Annotated in this window: 14 protein-coding genes; 7 read left to right on the top strand and 7 right to left on the bottom strand. The window is 71.2% G+C overall.

Annotated features, from left to right (window positions below; translation table 11 throughout):
• Positions 1 to 86 precede the first annotated feature (86 nt).
• From ACN20J_RS20075 to ACN20J_RS20055, 5 genes are read right to left on the bottom strand one after another with little or no spacing between them, the layout of a single operon-like run.
• Entirely contained in the window at positions 87 to 1397 is a 1311-nt protein-coding gene (locus tag ACN20J_RS20075) for a DUF58 domain-containing protein (protein WP_190227673.1), read from the bottom strand.
• Entirely contained in the window at positions 1397 to 2389 is a 993-nt protein-coding gene (locus ACN20J_RS20070; RefSeq protein WP_372505610.1) for an AAA family ATPase, read from the bottom strand. The genes ACN20J_RS20075 and ACN20J_RS20070 overlap by 1 nt, the downstream gene beginning before the upstream one ends.
• Positions 2386 to 3603 carry a DUF4350 domain-containing protein gene (locus tag ACN20J_RS20065; protein ID WP_419666464.1) on the bottom strand — a complete coding sequence of 406 codons (1218 nt, stop codon included), beginning with the start codon at positions 3601 to 3603 and terminating at the stop codon, positions 2386 to 2388. The genes ACN20J_RS20070 and ACN20J_RS20065 overlap by 4 nt, the downstream gene beginning before the upstream one ends.
• On the bottom strand, positions 3600 to 4349 hold the full coding sequence (locus ACN20J_RS20060) for a DUF4129 domain-containing protein (protein ID WP_419666463.1): 750 nt from the start codon (positions 4347 to 4349) through the stop codon (positions 3600 to 3602). The genes ACN20J_RS20065 and ACN20J_RS20060 overlap by 4 nt, the downstream gene beginning before the upstream one ends.
• 4 nt (positions 4350 to 4353) lie before the next feature.
• Positions 4354 to 5778, bottom strand: coding sequence for a glycerophosphoryl diester phosphodiesterase membrane domain-containing protein (locus tag ACN20J_RS20055; RefSeq protein ID WP_419666462.1), 1425 nt, complete (start codon positions 5776 to 5778; stop codon positions 4354 to 4356).
• Between the two features lie 140 nt (positions 5779 to 5918).
• Between ACN20J_RS20055 and mtnA the strand changes: the two genes are divergently transcribed.
• The 7 genes from mtnA to ACN20J_RS20020 all read left to right on the top strand — a co-directional run bounded on the left by mtnA (position 5919) and on the right by ACN20J_RS20020 (position 14688).
• A complete protein-coding gene (gene mtnA, locus ACN20J_RS20050) occupies positions 5919 to 7064 on the top strand; it encodes an S-methyl-5-thioribose-1-phosphate isomerase (protein ID WP_055616054.1) in 1146 nt (381 codons plus the stop codon).
• 8 nt (positions 7065 to 7072) lie between these two features.
• Complete coding sequence (gene mtrA, locus ACN20J_RS20045; RefSeq protein ID WP_188114266.1) at positions 7073 to 7762, top strand: two-component system response regulator MtrA; 690 nt, start codon at positions 7073 to 7075, stop codon at positions 7760 to 7762.
• A 1-nt stretch (position 7763) separates the two neighbouring features.
• On the top strand, positions 7764 to 9818 hold the full coding sequence (gene mtrB, locus ACN20J_RS20040; RefSeq protein ID WP_362001273.1) for an MtrAB system histidine kinase MtrB: 2055 nt from the start codon (positions 7764 to 7766) through the stop codon (positions 9816 to 9818).
• Positions 9808 to 11655, top strand: a complete 1848-nt coding sequence (locus tag ACN20J_RS20035; protein ID WP_189843511.1) for an LpqB family beta-propeller domain-containing protein — start codon at positions 9808 to 9810, stop codon at positions 11653 to 11655. Before mtrB ends, ACN20J_RS20035 begins: the two co-directional genes overlap by 11 nt.
• Positions 11656 to 11807: 152 nt before the next feature.
• On the top strand, positions 11808 to 12707 hold the full coding sequence (locus tag ACN20J_RS20030; RefSeq protein WP_419666461.1) for a ComF family protein: 900 nt from the start codon (positions 11808 to 11810) through the stop codon (positions 12705 to 12707).
• Positions 12708 to 13021: 314 nt separating this feature from the next.
• The gene (gene hpf / locus ACN20J_RS20025) at positions 13022 to 13714 is read left to right on the top strand and encodes a ribosome hibernation-promoting factor, HPF/YfiA family (protein WP_372505611.1); all 693 of its coding nucleotides are present in this window, start codon (positions 13022 to 13024) and stop codon (positions 13712 to 13714) included.
• Between the two features lie 227 nt (positions 13715 to 13941).
• Positions 13942 to 14688: a response regulator gene (locus ACN20J_RS20020; protein ID WP_055617175.1), complete on the top strand. Its 747-nt coding sequence runs from the start codon at positions 13942 to 13944 to the stop codon at positions 14686 to 14688.
• 42 nt (positions 14689 to 14730) lie between these two features.
• On the opposite strand, the gene ACN20J_RS20015 is transcribed toward ACN20J_RS20020, so the two are convergent.
• Positions 14731 to 15933: a winged helix-turn-helix domain-containing protein gene (locus tag ACN20J_RS20015; protein ID WP_190227681.1), complete on the bottom strand. Its 1203-nt coding sequence runs from the start codon at positions 15931 to 15933 to the stop codon at positions 14731 to 14733.
• A 103-nt stretch (positions 15934 to 16036) separates the two neighbouring features.
• The gene (locus ACN20J_RS20010) at positions 16037 to 16615 is read right to left on the bottom strand and encodes a GNAT family N-acetyltransferase (protein ID WP_189843507.1); all 579 of its coding nucleotides are present in this window, start codon (positions 16613 to 16615) and stop codon (positions 16037 to 16039) included.
• Positions 16616 to 16664: the final 49 nt, after the last annotated feature.

The following is a 16664-nucleotide window of genomic DNA, read 5'->3' as shown; positions in this document are numbered from 1 at the left end:
CTTTCTTGCGTTTCAGGGCTGTTTATAGCGGGGCTTTTCCCCTGTCCCTGTCCCCGCGCCGCCTCGCCCCTGCATTTCTGCAGTGCTTAAAGGCGGCCCGCTGCCTTGAGTGCCAGATATGCATCTGCCAAGGCCGGCGGCAGGTCGTTCGGAGTTGCGTCGACGACTGTCACTCCGTGGCGAGTTAGTTGTTCCGCGGTGCGATGGCGTTCTGCCTGGGCCTGCGCTGCCGCGGCGGCCTCGTACACGGCTTCGGTGTTTCCCCTTGCGGCTGCCATTCGCGCGATGTGGGGGTCGGACACCGAAGCGACGAGGACTGTGTGCCGCTGGGTGAGGCGGGAGAGTACGGGAAGCAGGCCTTCCTCGATGGGGGCCGCGTCGAGGGTCGTGAGGAGCACGATCAGGGAGCGGCGGGGGGCCGTGCGGAGAGCGGTGGAGGTCAGGCCGCGGGCGTCCGTTTCGAGGAGTTCCGGTTCGAGGCGGGCCATGGCGTTGACCAGGGAGGGAAGGACATCGCCTGCGGATCGGCCCTGTACGAGGGCTCGTACGCGGCGGTCGTATGCGAGGAGGTCCACGCGGTCGCCGGCGCGGGAGGCCAGGGCTGCGAGGAGGAGGGCGGCGTCCATGGAGGCGTCGAGGCGGGGGATGTCTCCGACGCGGCCCGCCGACGTGCGGCCCGTGTCGAGGATCAGAAGGATGTGGCGGTCGCGTTCGGGGCGCCAGGTGCGTACGGCGACCGTGGTCTGGCGGGCGGTGGCGCGCCAGTCGATCGAGCGGGTGTCGTCGCCCGGGACGTACTCGCGGAGGCTGTCGAATTCCGTGCCTTCGCCGCGGGTCAGGACGCTGGTGCGGCCGTCGAGTTCGCGCAGCCGGGCCAGCTTCGAGGGGAGGTGCTTGCGGCTGGTGAAAGGGGGCAGGACGCGTACCGTCCAGGGGACTTTGTGGCTGCCCTGGCGGGCGAGGAGGCCGAGTGGGCCGTACGAGCGGATGGTGACGCGGTCCGCGTGGCGGTCGCCGCGGCGGGTGGGGCGCAGACGGGTTGTGACGCGTCGGCGTTCGCCTGCGGGGACCGTGAGCTCGTGGCGGGACGCGGCGATCTCCGTGCCGGGCTGCCAGCTGCTCGGGGGCCAGGCGTCGCGGATGCGGGCGCGCAGGGGGCGGCCGGACGTGTTGGTGACCGTGAGGGTGACGTCGGCTGTTTCGCCGAGGCGTGCCGAGGTGTCGCCGGAGCGGGTCAGGCCGAGGCGGCGTACGGGGGCCGCCAGGGCAAAGTCGCAGGCGCAGGCGAGGGCCAGCGGGACGTTCACGGCGAGGATGCCTGTCCAGCTGGGTTCCCAGATGCCGACGGGGAGGGTGCCGAGCGCCGCCAGGAGCGCGGTGCGTCCGGTGAGGGCCATCAGCGGGGTACGGGGACGTGGGCGAGGATCGCGTTGATGACCGAGTCGGCCGTCACGCCCTCCATCTCTGCTTCCGGGCGGAGTTGGATGCGGTGGCGGAGGGTCGGGAGCGCGAGGGCCTTCACGTCGTCGGGGATGACGTAGTCGCGGCCGGTCAGCCAGGCCCAGGCGCGGGCGGTGGCCTGGAGCGCCGTCGCGCCGCGCGGGGAGACGCCGAGGGTGAGGGACGGCGATTCGCGGGTGGCGCGGCAGATGTCCACTACGTAGCCGGTGATTTCGGGGGAGACCGTGGTCTTGGCGACGGCGGCGCGGGCGGCTTCCAGGTCGGCGGGGCCCGCTACGGGGCGTACGCCGGCGGCGCGCAGGTCGCGTGGGTTGAAGCCCTCCGCGTGGCGGCTGAGGACGTTGATCTCGTCCTGGCGGGACGGGAGAGGGATCGTCAGCTTCAGGAGGAAACGGTCCAGCTGGGCTTCGGGGAGGGGGTACGTGCCTTCGTACTCGACCGGGTTCTGCGTCGCGGCGACCAGGAACGGCTCGGGGAGCGGGCGGGGGGTGCCGTCGACCGTAACCTGGCGTTCCTCCATCGCTTCGAGGAGCGAGGACTGGGTCTTGGGCGGCGTGCGGTTGATCTCGTCCGCGAGGAGGAGGTTCGTGAAGACCGGGCCCGGCTGGAAGGAGAACTCGGCGGTGCGGGAGTCGTAGACGAGGGAGCCCGTGATGTCGCTCGGCATCAGGTCGGGGGTGAACTGGACGCGCTTGGTGTCGAGTTCGAGTGCGGATGCCAGGGCCCGGACCAGCAGGGTTTTGGCGACTCCGGGGACTCCTTCGAGCAGGACGTGTCCGCGGCAGAGGAGGGCGACGACGAGGCCGGTCACGGCGGGGTCCTGGCCGACCACGGCTTTGGCGATCTCGGCGCGCAGGGCTTCCAGGGAGGAGCGGGCGGTGCCCGGATCCCCGGTGTACCCGGCGTTGTCAGTGGTCGGGGCCATCATGGACGGCGTACCTCTCTTTCGAGGGCGTCGAGTTGGTCGGCGAGAGCGATGAGGGCCGCGTCGTCGCTGGGTGGCGGCCCGAAGAGGAGTGAGTGCAGGGCCTGTCCTTCCCGGCGGAGCTGGGCGGACAGGGCGGGGAGCAGGGCCTCGGGCGCGTGCGCCTGGGCGGGGGAGACGCCGACGAGGGGGGCGAGGCGGGTGCGGGTGGTGGAGCGCAGAGCCGCGGCGGCGCGGTCGCGGGCGTTGGACTTGCGGTAGAGGCGGGCGCGGCCTTCGACGGTCTCGGAGGCGCGGATCGCGACGGGGAGTTTCTCGGGCACGAGCGGGCCGAGGCGGCGGGCGCGCCAGAGGGCCGCCAGGATCGCGGCGAAGAAGAGCTGCAGCGTGCCCCAGAGCCAGCCGGAAGGCATCAGGTCGAAGAAGCTGCGCTCACCGGCGTCGGTGGCCGAGTCGTCGGAGAGCGAGGGGAGGTACCAGACCAGGTGGGGGCGGGAACCGAGCAGTTGGAGGGCGAGCGAGGCGTTGCCCTGCTTGTCGAGGCGTTCGTTCTGGAGGACGTCGGGAGCACCGAGTACGACGGTGTCGCCGTTCCCCTCGGCCGCCGGGATGCGCAGCAGGGTGGGCATGCCGTCGCCGGGGTAGCAGGAGTCGGCGCCGGGCGCGTTCGTGGTGTAGCGGATGCCGCCCGTTTCGGCCTTGCCCGCTCGTCGGGCGGCGGGCAGGGAGCAGTTGGGCGACAGCGTGGTGTCGAAGCTGGGCGCGGGGTCGGCGTCGACTCCCGGGGCGAGGGTCCCGACGGACGGGGTGGTGGGGGCGACGAGGACGGTCCGGCCGCCGGAGTTCGCGAACGCCGAGTGGAGGCGGTCCTGCTGGCGGTCGGTCAGCAGGTCGGGGCGGGCGACCAGCAGGGTCGTGTCGGAGCCGGTGGCGGACGTGGCCTCTTCCAGGGTGGTGACCACGCGGGTGGACACACCTCGGTCGGCGAGGAGTTCGGCGACGGCGCGGCTGCCGGAGGGTTCGGCGGAGCGCGGGTCGAGGCTGCCGCTCTCGGCGTCCGAGCGGACCGCGGCGATGGCGACGGCCGCCGCCAGGAGGACCACGAGTGCGAGCAGTACACCGCGCGAGCGGGTCCACAGCTGACGGGCGGTCGGAGAGGCCGAGGTGGAGGGCGGGGTGGCCTCGGGCGCCTCGGGTGCGGGGGCCTCGGTGGTCACTCGGCGGCCCCCTGGTGGGCGCTGTGGGCCGTGCTGTGGGTGCTGCTCGCGAGGACCGGCCTGGTGCGTTCCAGTTCGCGGTCGAGCTGCGAGAGGCGTTGGTACGTGTCCGAGCCGGCCGTTCGTCCGCCGTACGTCACGTCGTCGAAGTCCCGGGCGGCGGCGCGCAGTCGGTCCGTGTGGGCGGGGAGCGTGCGGCCCGCTTCGGCGGCGGCCTCGTCGGCGGTGCGGCCGGGGCGGGGGTCGAGCAGGGCGCGTTCCTCCAGGGAGCGCACGACGGCGCGCATGCGTTCCTGGACTGCTTGGTTCCAGTGGCTCTGGGCCGCGTGTGCCTCGGCGGCGGCGCGGTGCTCGGCGGCGCTGCGCGGGCGGTCGTCGAAGAGCGGGGCCGCCGATGTCGGGCCGCGGCGTGGGGTGCCGAGGCGCCACCAGAGGGCGCCGATGAGAGCCACGGCCGCCAGGACGACGACGAGGAGGCCGAGTGCGCCGCCCGGGGTCGCGGAGGAGGCGGCGTTGAACAGCTTGTCGACCCACTCCCAGAAGGCGTCCAGGGCGCGTTCGAGCAGGCTGGGGTCGTTCTCGTGGTACATCCGCTTGGACAGCTCGCGCCGGGCCGCTTCCTGCGCGGGGTCGCGCGGGATCGTGACCGGCGGTTCGCCTTCGCCGCGCGACAGCGCGAGTACGGCCGTCTCGCTGGTGCGTTGCAGCGTCAGTACCGCTGTGAGAACTCCCCCCGCCAGGCTCACTCCGTCAGCTCCCCGGGGTGGAACCAGGGGTGCCGGAGCCGTAGTTCTGGACACCGGCCGCGCGGGCCAGGTCGAGGTCGAGGGCCTCGCGGCGGATGCGCTGGTCGATGTAGAGGAGCACGGAGACGCCGGCGGTGATCGGGAAGGTGAGCATGGAGCCGATCACCGAGCCGATCCCGCTGATGATGAGGAACGTCCAGCCGAGGTCGCCGGTGCCGGTGTTGAGGAAGCCGGTGACCCCCTCGCCGCTGAGCGCGGAGGCGAGGAAGGCGAACGGGATCACGATGATCGACGCCACGATGTTCGCGATGATCGTGGCCAGCAGCTGGATGCCGAAGACCCGCCACCAGGAGCCGCGGACGAGCTTCGCGGAGCGGCTCATCGACTTGAAGACGCTCTGCTTCTCCAGCATCAGGGCGGGCGAGGCCAGCGAGAAGCGGATCATCAGCCAGAGCGCGACGACGGCTGCGGCCAGGCCGCCGAAGACGGCGAGAGCGATGGCGCCGTCACCTCCGCCGGCGAGGCCGACGAGGATGCCGGGCAGTGTGCCCAGGGCGCCGACGGTGATGGCGATGAGCGGCAGCAGGAAGGTCAGGCCGAAGAGCTTGGGCAGCTGCGGCCGGGCGTCGCTCCAGGCCTCCGCGGTGGTCACCGACTTGCCGAGCACGGCGCGGCTGGTCACGGTCGTGAGCAGGGCGGTCGCCACGATCGTGCCGAGCAGGGTGATCAGCAGGACGGCGCCGGAGTTCAGGAGGCTGTCGCCCAGGGCGCGCGACAGTTCGCCGGCGGTGGCGCTGGGGTCGTTGAGAGTCTCCGTGCTGGCGCTGTCGTCCAGGACGAAGCCCTGGAGCAGGATCACGGCGATCTGCGTGAAGACCGCCACGGTCAGCGAGATACCGAGCACGGTGCGCCAGTGCGTACGCATCGTGGACACCGCGCCGTCGAGGATCTCGCCGACGCCGAGCGGGCGGAGCGGGATGACGCCGGGCTTGGCCGCGGGCGGGGGACCGCCCCAGCCGCCTCCCCAGCCGGGGTGGCCGCCGGGGCCGTAACCGCCTGGGCCGCCGTAGCCACCAGGGCCGCCGGGACCTCCGTAGCCGCCGTACCCGCCGGGGCCGGCGGGCGGTTGGCCGCCCCAGCCCGGGCCCGCGGGGGGCTGGCCGCCCCAGCCGGGGCCTGGCGGGGGTGGTGGCGGGGCCTGGGGCGGAGTGTCCTGAGGGCTGCCGGGGGACGGCCACTGGGCCGGCGGGGGCTGCTCCTTGGACCACTTCGGGCCGGGGCCGGACGGGTCGGCGCCCGGCCGGCCCGCAGGCTCCGTGGGAGCGGGCGGGTCCGTGGGCTCGGCAGGGCCGGAAGCCGTCGGCTCCTGTCCGTTCTGCCCGTCGGAGGGGGCAGATCCGGGCGATGCCCAGCCCGGAGTGTCTTTCATCGTCGCTCCTTCACGGTGCCCGTCCGCGGTCGCGGCGGCAGGTTGGCAGCCATCGTGCCACGGTGTGGCCGGGAAGTGACCGGCTGCCGTATGGGCTGCACACCTTCAATTGTCCGGCCGGTACGGGGCAGACTGGGCGGATGGCTGATCAGTACGCGCAATCCCGCGAGAACCAGCGGCCCACCGAGATACCGGCGATCCGGTGGGACGAGCCGCCGGAGGGCCCTGTACTGGTCCTCCTCGACCAGACGCGGCTGCCCGCCGAGGAGGTCGAGCTGGTGTGCACGGACGCGCCCGCCCTGGTGGAGGCGATCCGTACGCTCGCCGTTCGCGGGGCGCCGCTGCTCGGCATCGCGGGGGCTTACGGGGTCGCGCTCGCCGCCGCCCGGGGGTTCGACGTGGACGAGGCCGCGGCCTCGCTCGCGAGTGCTCGGCCGACCGCGGTGAACCTCTCGTACGGGGCGCGCAGGGCCCAGGCGGCTCACCTCGCGGTCCTGCGGGGCGGTGGTGACCAGAAGCAGGCCGCCGATGCCGCGCTGGCCGCCGCGCGGGCGCTCCACGAGGAGGATGCCCAGGCCAGCGCCCGGATGGCCACGCACGGGCTGGCGCTTCTCGACGAGCTGCTGCCCGGCGGAAACCACCGGATCCTGACGCACTGCAACACCGGCGCGCTGGTGTCCGGGGGTGAGGGCACGGCGTTCGCGGTGGCTCTCGCGGCGCACCGGGCGGGGCGGCTTCGCAGGCTCTGGGTGGACGAGACGCGGCCGTTGCTGCAAGGTGCTCGCCTGACGGCCTATGAGGCGGCGCGGAGCGGAATGGCGTACACCTTGCTCACGGACAACGCTGCGGGATCGCTGTTCTCGGCGGGAGAGGTGGACGCGGTGCTGATCGGTGCCGACCGGATCGCGGCCGACGGTTCGGTGGCGAACAAGGTGGGGAGCTATCCGCTCGCGGTGCTGGCCAGGTACCACCATGTGCCGTTCATCGTGGTCGCGCCGGTGACGACGGTGGATCCGGACACTCCGAACGGAGCAGCGATCGAGGTCGAGCAGCGTGCCGGACATGAAGTGACGGAGATCACAGCACCCCAGGTGCCGGTGGCCGGAGCGGAAGCGGGAGGCGGGATACCGGTGGCACCCCTGGGGACCCAGGCGTACAACCCCGCCTTCGATGTGACGCCGCCCGAGTTGGTGACTGCGATCGTCACCGAGGAGGGCGCTGTGTCTCCCGTGACGGCTGAGGCGCTAGAAGAGCTGTGTGACAGGTCACGCCAGGTAACGATTTAGTTAATGGGATGATGTCGTTTATGAAGGGACGAGTCCTTGTCGTCGATGACGACACCGCACTGGCCGAGATGCTCGGCATTGTGTTGCGTGGTGAAGGTTTTGAGCCGTCTTTCGTAGCCGACGGCGACAAGGCGCTGGCCGCTTTCCGTGAGAGCAAGCCCGACCTGGTGCTCCTGGACCTGATGCTTCCCGGTCGGGACGGTATCGAGGTGTGCCGCCTGATCAGGGCGGAGTCCGGGGTACCGATCGTGATGCTCACCGCGAAGAGCGACACCGTCGATGTCGTGGTCGGCCTGGAGTCGGGCGCGGACGACTACATCGTGAAGCCGTTCAAGCCAAAGGAGCTGGTGGCCCGGATCCGGGCCAGGCTGCGCAGGTCGGAGGAGCCGGCGCCCGAGCAGCTCGCCATCGGCGATCTGGTCATCGACGTGGCCGGTCACTCTGTGAAGCGGGACGGGGCGTCCATCGCGCTGACTCCGCTGGAGTTCGACCTGCTGGTGGCGCTGGCCCGCAAGCCGTGGCAGGTGTTCACGCGTGAGGTGCTCCTCGAGCAGGTGTGGGGCTACCGCCACGCGGCGGACACCCGCCTGGTGAACGTCCATGTGCAGCGGCTGCGCTCCAAGGTCGAGAAGGACCCGGAGCGGCCGGAGATCGTGGTGACCGTCCGTGGCGTCGGTTACAAGGCCGGACCGAGCTGACATGTCCCGGGACAGTGCCGCTTCGGCGCCCGGCCAGCCGGGGACCCGCGCGGGGCGGCCTGTCGGCCGGAGGACGACGGGCTCCCGCTGGGGACAGTTCACCGAGGGCGGGCTGCTGCAGGGCGGAGTCCAGGGCAGCCCGGTCCTTCGGCTGTTCATGCGCTGGGTGCGCCGTCCGCTGCTGCCCGTCATGCGGCTGTGGCGGCGCAACATCCAGCTCAAGGTCGTCGTCACGACCCTGCTGATGTCGCTGGGCGTCGTCCTGCTGCTGGGCTTCGTCGTGATCGGGCAGGTGCGCAACGGCCTGCTGGACGCCAAGGTGAAGGCCTCGCAGAGCCAGGCCACGGGCGGGTTCACGGTCGCCAAGCAGGAGGCCGACAGTGCGGCGGGCGCGGACGACGGCCCGGGCCCGGACGACAACCCCGTGCAGAACGTGAGCGGCTGGATGAGCGCTCTCGTGGAGTCGCTGTCCAGCGGCGGCCAGGGCGCCTTCAGCGTCGTGACCCTCAGCACCGCCTCCGCCGACAACGACAGCAGGGGCCTCGGACCGCGTGCGTCGGGCTTCGTCGACTGGAGCCTCAGCGTGCCCGAGGACCTGCGCGACCGGGTCGACGAGGGCGCGGGCGCGGCCCAGAGCTACACCCGCGTCTTCTACACCAACGGCCAGGCGTCCCAGCCGGCGCTGATCATCGGCACCCAGCTCAACGACCCCAAGAACACCCCGTACCAGCTGTACTACCTCTTCCCGCTCACGCAGGAGGAGAAGTCGCTCAGCCTCGTCAAGGGGACGCTCGCGACGGCCGGGCTGTTCGTGGTGGTGCTGCTCGGGGCGATCGCCTGGCTCGTGGTGCGCCAGGTCGTCACGCCCGTACGGATGGCCGCCGGGATCGCGGAGCGGCTGTCCGCGGGGCGCCTCCAGGAACGTATGAAGGTCACCGGCGAGGACGACATCGCGCGGCTCGGCGAGGCCTTCAACAAGATGGCGCAGAACCTGCAGCTGAAGATCCAGCAGCTGGAGGACCTGTCGCGGATGCAGCGGCGGTTCGTCTCCGACGTGTCGCACGAGCTGCGCACGCCGCTGACGACGGTCCGGATGGCGGCCGATGTCATCCACGACGCGCGCGTGGACTTCGATCCGATGACCGCGCGGTCGGCCGAGCTGCTCGCCGACCAGCTGGACCGGTTCGAGACGCTGCTCGCGGACCTGCTGGAGATCAGCCGCTTCGACGCGGGCGCGGCGGCCCTGGAGGCCGAGCCGATAGACCTGCGGGAGGTCGTACGCAGGGTCGTCAGCGGGGCCGAGCCGCTCGCCGACCGCAAGGGCACCCACATACAGGTCGTCGGGGACCAGCAGCCGGTGGTCGCCGAGGCGGACGCCCGGCGCGTGGAGCGGGTGCTGCGCAACCTCGTCGTCAACGCCGTGGAGCACGGCGAGGGCAAGGACGTCGTGGTCAAACTCGCCGCGGCGGGCGGAGCGGTCGCGGTCGCGGTGCGCGACTACGGAGTGGGGCTCAAGCCCGGCGAGGCGACCCGGGTGTTCAGCCGCTTCTGGCGGGCCGACCCGGCACGCGCGCGTACGACCGGCGGTACGGGCCTGGGCCTGTCCATCGCCCTGGAGGACGCGCGGCTGCACGGCGGCTGGCTGCAGGCCTGGGGCGAGCCGGGCGGCGGCTCGCAGTTCCGGCTGACACTGCCGCGGACCGCGGACGAGCCGCTGCGGGGCTCGCCGATACCCCTGGAGCCCAAGGACTCGCGGCGCAACCGGGGGCTGAACGACGCGGGGCTGCCCCTCGGCGGCACGCAGAAGCTGGCCACCGTGCCCGCGCAGCCCGTCAGCGAGCGCACCGGGCCGCCGCCGATGATCGCCCCCCGGGTGACGGGTGCGGTGGACCCGGCGGCGCTGCCCGGCAACGGCGCGCGCGTGGTGCCGCGGCCCACCGCGGAAACGCGCGGCCAGAGCCCCGAGGCGGCGGAGGACGCCCCGTCCGAGGACGGCCGGGGAACCGGTGAGAGGCCGGAACAGTTGAAGCAGGGGGAGGAATCACGTGGGCGCTGACCGCGATCGGGGCGGCCGTCGGCGTCCGGTGCGTCTGATGACGTACGGCGTCTGCGGGGCCGTACTGCTGACCGGGTGCGCCTCGATGCCGGACGGCGGGGATCTGCGCGGCGTCGAGGCCTCGCAGCGGCCGGACCCGCAGGTCCGGGTCTTCGCCATGCCGCCCCGGGAGAACGCGCAGCCCGAGGAGATCGTGCAGGGCTTCCTGGAGGCGCTGACCAGCGACGATCCCGGGTTCGAGACCGCACGCAAGTACCTGACGGGCGAGGCGTCCAAGGACTGGCGTCCGAACCAGTCGACGACGGTGCTCGCGGACGGGCCGAACACCGCGGCGGAGCACAGCGGCAGCCGGGAGGCGACCGGCGACTACGTCTACTCGCTGACCGGCACCAGGGTCGCCAAGGTGGACTCGCAGTTCGCGTACGAACCCGCCGCGGGCACGTACAACGAGCTCGTGCACCTCGCGAAGTACAAGGAGAAGGACGGCAGCAGGCAGTGGCGCATCGACGAGCTGCCGCAGGGCCTCGTGATGGGGAAGTCCGACTTCCAGCGCAACTACCTGTCCGTCAACAAGTACTACTTCGCGTCGAACACGTCGGGCAGGACGGACGATCAGCTCGGGGCGGTCGCCGACCCCGTCTACGTGCGTGAGCAGGTGGACCCGGTGACGCAGATGGTCCGCTCGCTCCTGAAGGGGCCGACGAGCTGGCTCAAGCCGGTCGTCAGGTCCAGCTTCCCCACCGGTACGGCGTTGAAGAAGGGCGTCAAGACACTCTCGCCCGACGACCAGAACCGGCTGACGGTGCCGCTGAACGACAAGGCCGACCGGATCGGCCAGTCCGTGTGCACGGAGATGGCGGCCCAACTCCTGTTCACCCTCGAGGACCTGACGCCCACGGGCCTCGAGGAGGTGGTGCTGCAGCGTTCGGACGGCACGCAGTCGTGTGCGCTCAGAGCGAGCAAGGCCGAGATCTACGTCGCCCACGGGCCGGCGAAGCGTGCCGAGTACGAGTACTTCATCGACGGTGAGAAGCGGCTCGTCCGGATAGCGAGCACGGGCAGCGAACAGGAGCCCGAGCCGGTGCCGGGTGCGCTCGGCGACGGCGACAAGGCGCTGCGGGCGGCCGCGGTCTCGCGGGACGAGGACACCGCCGCCGGGGTGTCGCTCGACGGACGCTCGCTGTACGTCGGGTCGCTCGCGTCGGGCGGTTCGCTCGGGGAGCCCGTGCTGCGCAGCAAGGCCAAGTCGGAGGACGACGGGCTGACGACGCCCAGTTGGGACGCGAGCGGGGACCTGTGGGTGGCCGACCGCGACCCGAAGAGCTCCAAGCTGCTGCTGCTCGCGAAGGGCGCGGGTGAGCCTCTGGTGGTCACGACGCCCAGCCTGGACGGGCGGATCGAGGCGGTGCGGGTGGCCGCCGACGGGGTGCGGATCGCGCTGATCGTGCGGAAGGGCGACAGGACGACCCTGCTCATGGGGCGGATCGAGCGGCAGAACGGATCGGACGGGAAGCCGTCCGTCTCCATCCACGAGCTGCGGTCCGTGGCGCCGCAGCTGGAGGAGGTCACCGCCATGTCCTGGGCCGGCGACAGCCGTCTGGTCGTGGTCGGGCGCGAGGCCCGGGTCGTGCAGCAGATCCAGTACGTCCAGGTCGACGGCTCCACACCGGTCGGCCCGGCACCCGCCGCGCTCACCGGCGTGAAGGAGATCGCCGCCTCTGAGGACGAACGGCTGCCTCTGGTGGCCCACTCGGAGGACGGGATCGTGCGGCTCTCGTCCGGGGCCCAGTGGCAGACGGTGGTCAAGACGGGGATGGCACCGGTTTACCCGGGGTGAGCCCTGGCCTTGTCCGGCCTGGCCGACCTTCCTTCGCTGTCTGAGTGCCTCCCTCGTGTGGGTGACAACGGTCCTGTGGTTGCCCGGAGTTGTCCACAGGGAGTTGTCCACAGGGGTGGCAGGGGAGCTCGGGCGTTGGCACAGTGGTGGACATGCGGGGGTGGTGGCAGGACCTCACCGACCTGGTGCTGCCGGCCGAGTGCGGAGGCTGCGGGACGCCTCGCACGGTGCTCTGCCCGGAGTGCCGTGCCGCCCTGACGGGGGCCGTACCGAGCCGGGTGCGACCGGAGCCGGAACCACCGGGGCTGCCGGTGGTGCACGCGGCGGCTCCGTACGAGGACGAGGTGCGCGCGGTGCTCCTCGCCCACAAGGAACGGGGTGCGCTGATGCTCGCGGGGCCTCTGGGAGCGGCGCTGGCGGGGGCCGTACGGGTGGGGCTCGCGACGGGCTGCGGGAGCGGGGCTGGGGCTGCGGGGTTCGTGACTGGTGGACCCGGTGGACCCGTCGGAGTGGGTGGCTCCAGGACTCCAGTGTCGCTCGTTCCCGTGCCGTCCGCGCCCTGGGCGGTCCGGGCGCGGGGGCACGACCCGGCACGGCGGATCGCGCTCGCCGCGGCGGGTGAGCTGCGGCGTACGGGGACACCTGCCCGGGTAGTCGCCGTACTGCGGCAGTGGCGTGCCGTGGCCGACCAGTCGGGGCTCAACTCCCGGCAGCGGCTGGACAATCTCGCCGGCGCCCTGGAGGTGCCCGCGGGAGGAGCGCGGCTGTTGGCCGGTGGTGGACGGGTCGTGATCGTCGACGACCTGATGACCACGGGCGCGTCCCTGGCGGAGGCGGCACGGGCTTTGAGGGCCGTTCTGGTGGCGAGAACCGGTCCTTACGGCCGAGTAACACCCAAAGTGACAGGGGAAGGGATGTCTCAAGCGACGGCGACAGGTGTAGGCCGACCAGAAGCGGTCAGAGAAATGAGAGGTACGAACGGCGCCGAAGGCATGCTCGCAGCGGCTGTGGTCGCGGCGACTCCGGCATCTTTCGAAATAAACCGGAACTGACGAAGAAGTTGCGTCGTTGCAGGTAGTGAGAGGTTCTATTCACCTGAATGGAGGTACGTCGCAGTAGAGGGTGACGCCATCCGTCCAGGCGAGATATGTTCGGTTGTGAGGGAATGGCGGACGCCGTCCCTCGCATATCGGAATGCCGTGCCGTGGGTTTTCTGCAATCACCCGCGACAGTGGGTGGAGATCTTGCCCGCGGGGGAGGAGGAGGTGGAAGTCACCGAGTCCGAGGCTCCGCGAGTCGCTGGAGCCTGGTGCAAAAGGGAGATGCTCCGCCGTCGATGCGGAGTGATCCGGGAACGGAGTTCTGCGTGGACATCGTCGTCAAGGGCCGCAAGACCGAGGTGCCCGAGCGGTTCCGCAAGCACGTGGCCGAGAAGCTGAAGCTGGAGAAGATCCAGAAGCTCGACGGCAAGGTGATCAGCCTCGACGTCGAGGTGTCCAAGGAGCCCAACCCCCGACAGGCCGACCGCTCCGACCGAGTGGAGATCACGCTTCACTCCCGCGGTCCGGTGATCCGGGCGGAGGCAGCGGCAAGCGATCCGTACGCGGCGCTGGACCTGGCGGCAGACAAGCTGGAAGCACGGCTGCGCAAGCAGCACGACAAGCGCTACACGCGCCGTGGCGCCCGCAGGATCTCGGCAGCCGAGGTCGCCGACCACGTCCCGGACGCGGCCACGCTCAACGGGAACGGCAGTGTGGTCCACGAGGAAGAGCCCCAGGCGGTGCCGACCAAGAAGATCGGCTCGCTCGAGGTGAAGGGTGACGGCCCCCTCGTCGTCCGCGAGAAGACCCACGTCGCGTCCCCGATGACGCTCGACCAGGCGCTCTACGAGATGGAGCTGGTCGGGCACGACTTCTATCTGTTCGTCGACTCCGAGACCAAGGAACCGAGTGTCGTCTACCGGCGGCACGCGTACGACTACGGCGTCATCCACCTCAGCACGGACCCGATGGTCGCCAAGGCGCAGCAGGCCCCGGCAGGCGGGGCGCTGGGCGGCTGACCTCGCCCGGTGAGCTCCCCCGGCCTTCGGCCGGGAGCCCCAGTGGTGCCCCTGGAGTGCCCGTGCGCCCCCAGGGGCACCGGTGTGCGACCCCTTCGTGCCCCGCTCTGTCGTCCCGTTGTCGCCCGGGCATGAAATCATGGCCGTACCGGCCCAACCGGTGGGCCGTTGCCTCGGGTTGGCGATGGCACAAGAAACACAGGCCACGGCCTTCAGGGGGAGGAACCATGGCGGACAGCTTCGGACCGATGCGTGACGAAGATGCCGACGACGGCGTCGTCGGCATGGGCCCGGACGCGGGGTCCCCGCGCAAGGAACCCATCAGGGTCCTTGTCGTGGATGACCATGCCCTCTTCCGACGCGGCCTGGAGATCGTGCTCGCCGCCGAGGAGGACATCCAGGTCGTCGGGGAAGCGGGTGACGGCGCGGAGGCGGTCGACAAGGCCGCCGATCTGCTGCCGGACATCGTGCTGATGGACGTACGGATGCCCAAGCGCGGCGGCATCGAGGCGTGCACCTCCATCAAGGAGGTCGCGCCCAGCGCGAAGATCATCATGCTGACGATCAGCGACGAGGAGGCCGACCTCTACGACGCGATCAAGGCGGGGGCCACCGGATATCTCCTCAAGGAGATCTCCACCGACGAAGTGGCCACGGCCATTCGCGCCGTTGCGGACGGGCAGTCGCAGATCAGTCCGTCGATGGCGTCGAAACTGCTCACCGAGTTCAAGTCGATGATCCAGCGCACGGACGAGCGGCGGCTGGTGCCGGCGCCTCGGCTCACCGAGCGTGAGCTGGAGGTTCTCAAGCTCGTGGCGACCGGGATGAACAACCGGGATATCGCCAAGGAGTTGTTCATCTCCGAGAACACCGTGAAGAACCACGTGCGGAACATTCTGGAGAAGCTGCAGTTGCACTCCAGGATGGAGGCCGTGGTGTATGCGATGCGGGAGAAGATTCTTGAGATTCGTTGACAGCGGCAGCGGCAGCGGCAGCGTCGCGGGGCCCGGGGTTCCCTAGCCCAGCGTTCGGCTCAGTTCCGTAGTCAGGGCCTCTCGCAGGGCCGGGGTGTTCGCTCGCTCCACCCGGATGTTCGTGCAGTCGACCCAGGTGGCTGCCTCCAGGAGGGCCTGGGCCACCGCCGGTACGGCCTTGGGGCTGTCGAGGGTGACCTGCTTGGCGACCAGGGTGGCGCCCTCGCGGGCCGGGTCGACGCGGCCGACCAGATGGCCGCCGGCGAGGACCGGCATGGCGAAGTAGCCGTAGACCCGCTTCGGCTTGGGGACGTAGGCCTCCAGGCGGTGGGTGAAGCCGAAGATGCGCTCCGTGCGGGCCCGCTCCCAGACCAGGGAGTCGAACGGCGACAGGAGCGTGGTGCGGTGGCGGCCCCGCGGGGGCGTCTCCAGGGCCGCGGGATCCGCCCAGGCGGGCTTGGACCAGCCCTCCACTGCGACCGGGACCAGACCGGAGTCCGCGAGCACCGCGTCGACCTGCTCGCCCTTGAGGCGGTGGTAGTCGGCGATGTCCGCGCGGGTGCCGACGCCCAGGGACTGGCCCGCGAGCCGGACCAGACGGCGCAGGCACTCCGCGTCGTCCAGCTCGTCGTGGAGCAGGTCGCCCGGGATGGCTCGCTCGGCCAGGTCGTACACCCGCTTCCAGCCTCTGCGCTCCGTGCACACCACCTCGCCGTACATCAGCGCGCGCTCGACGGCGACCTTCGTGCCCGACCAGTCCCACCACTCGCTGGTCTTCTTCGCGCCGCCCAAGTCGGTGGCCGTGAGCGGGCCTTCGGTCCTCAGCTGCTTGATGACCTGCTCGTACGTGCCGTCCGGCAGGTCGTGGTTCCAGTGCGGGCGGGCGCGGTAGGCGCGGCGGCGGAACGCGAAGTGCGGCCACTCCTCGACGGGGAGGATGCAGGCGGCGTGCGACCAGTACTCGAAGGCGTGGGGGCTCGGCGGAGCCGTGCCGTCGGACGCGGGCGTCCAGTAGGCCCCGTCCACCGTCTTGCGGCCGACCGCGCCGAGGCGGGCGTACGGGATGAGTTCGTGGGAGCGGGCCAGGACGGAGATTGTGTCGAGCTGGACCGCGCCGAGGTGCCGCAGTACGCCTCGGACGCCGCCCCGGCGGTCGGGGGCGCCCAGGAAACCCTGGGCGCGCAGGGCGATTCGGCGGGCCTCGTCGGCGGTGAGTTCGGCGGTGGGGCGCGGCAGACTCGTCATGGTCCGCACGATATGCGATGCCACTGACAATGGGTCCTGAGCTGCGAAAACGGCCCGTGGGCAGGCGGTGGAGACGGCCGAAGGACGGGCGGGCGCCGGGAGTTCAGCCCTGTCGTGGCGTGGGCAGGTAGGGCGCTGTCGACGGCAGGCCAAGGTCCGACGGGAGCAGGGATCCGATCCAGCAGTCGCGGCGTACGCCCTTGTTGTTGATGCCGGAACGAAGGGTGCCCTCGATGGTGAAGCCGGCGCGTTCGGCGACCGCGCGGGAGCCCGTGTTGCCGACCTCGGCCCGCCACTCGACACGGTCGATCGCCAGCTGGGTGAACGCCCAGCGGGAGGCGGTGAGGGCGGCCTCGGTGATGTAGCCGTTGCCCCGGTGTTCCTTCGTCGCCCAGAAACCGATCTCGCCGACCCCCAGGGAACGCATCGTGATGGCGAGCATGCCGGCGAGTTCACCGCCGACGGGCAGGAAGACACCGAAGGTGAACATCGAGCAGTCCACCCAGCCGTCGGGCACCATCTGCTCGGTGAAGGCCGTGGCGTGCTCGGGCAGATAGGGCGACGGGATCGTGGTCCAGCGCTGGATGTCAGGATCCTGGACGGCGTCGTACACGGCGTCGGTGTCGTGCGGTCCCACCGTGCGCAGCAGGAGCCGTTCGGAGGTCAGTGTGACGGGGTCCATCGGCCGATTCTGCTCGGGCTTCGGTGAGGAAGCCATCACTTTAGCCCTG

Source organism: Streptomyces sp. 2-1, from assembly GCF_048564895.1.
Lineage (GTDB): Bacteria > Actinomycetota > Actinomycetes > Streptomycetales > Streptomycetaceae > Streptomyces > Streptomyces phaeochromogenes.
Note: the sequence above shows the minus strand (reverse complement) of the source record. Positions and strands in the feature narration are given on the sequence as shown.

Coding starts and splice junctions, on each gene's coding strand:
- ACN20J_RS20075 (WP_190227673.1), bottom strand. CDS start 1,397: ATGGCCCTCACCGGACGCACCGCGCTCCTGGCGGCGCTCGGCACCCTC.
- ACN20J_RS20070 (WP_372505610.1), bottom strand. CDS start 2,389: ATGATGGCCCCGACCACTGACAACGCCGGGTACACCGGGGATCCGGGC.
- ACN20J_RS20055 (WP_419666462.1), bottom strand. CDS start 5,778: ATGAAAGACACTCCGGGCTGGGCATCGCCCGGATCTGCCCCCTCCGAC.
- mtnA (WP_055616054.1), top strand. CDS start 5,919: ATGGCTGATCAGTACGCGCAATCCCGCGAGAACCAGCGGCCCACCGAG.
- mtrA (WP_188114266.1), top strand. CDS start 7,073: ATGATGTCGTTTATGAAGGGACGAGTCCTTGTCGTCGATGACGACACC.
- mtrB (WP_362001273.1), top strand. CDS start 7,764: ATGTCCCGGGACAGTGCCGCTTCGGCGCCCGGCCAGCCGGGGACCCGC.
- ACN20J_RS20030 (WP_419666461.1), top strand. CDS start 11,808: ATGCGGGGGTGGTGGCAGGACCTCACCGACCTGGTGCTGCCGGCCGAG.
- ACN20J_RS20020 (WP_055617175.1), top strand. CDS start 13,942: ATGGCGGACAGCTTCGGACCGATGCGTGACGAAGATGCCGACGACGGC.
- ACN20J_RS20015 (WP_190227681.1), bottom strand. CDS start 15,933: ATGACGAGTCTGCCGCGCCCCACCGCCGAACTCACCGCCGACGAGGCC.
- ACN20J_RS20010 (WP_189843507.1), bottom strand. CDS start 16,615: ATGGACCCCGTCACACTGACCTCCGAACGGCTCCTGCTGCGCACGGTG.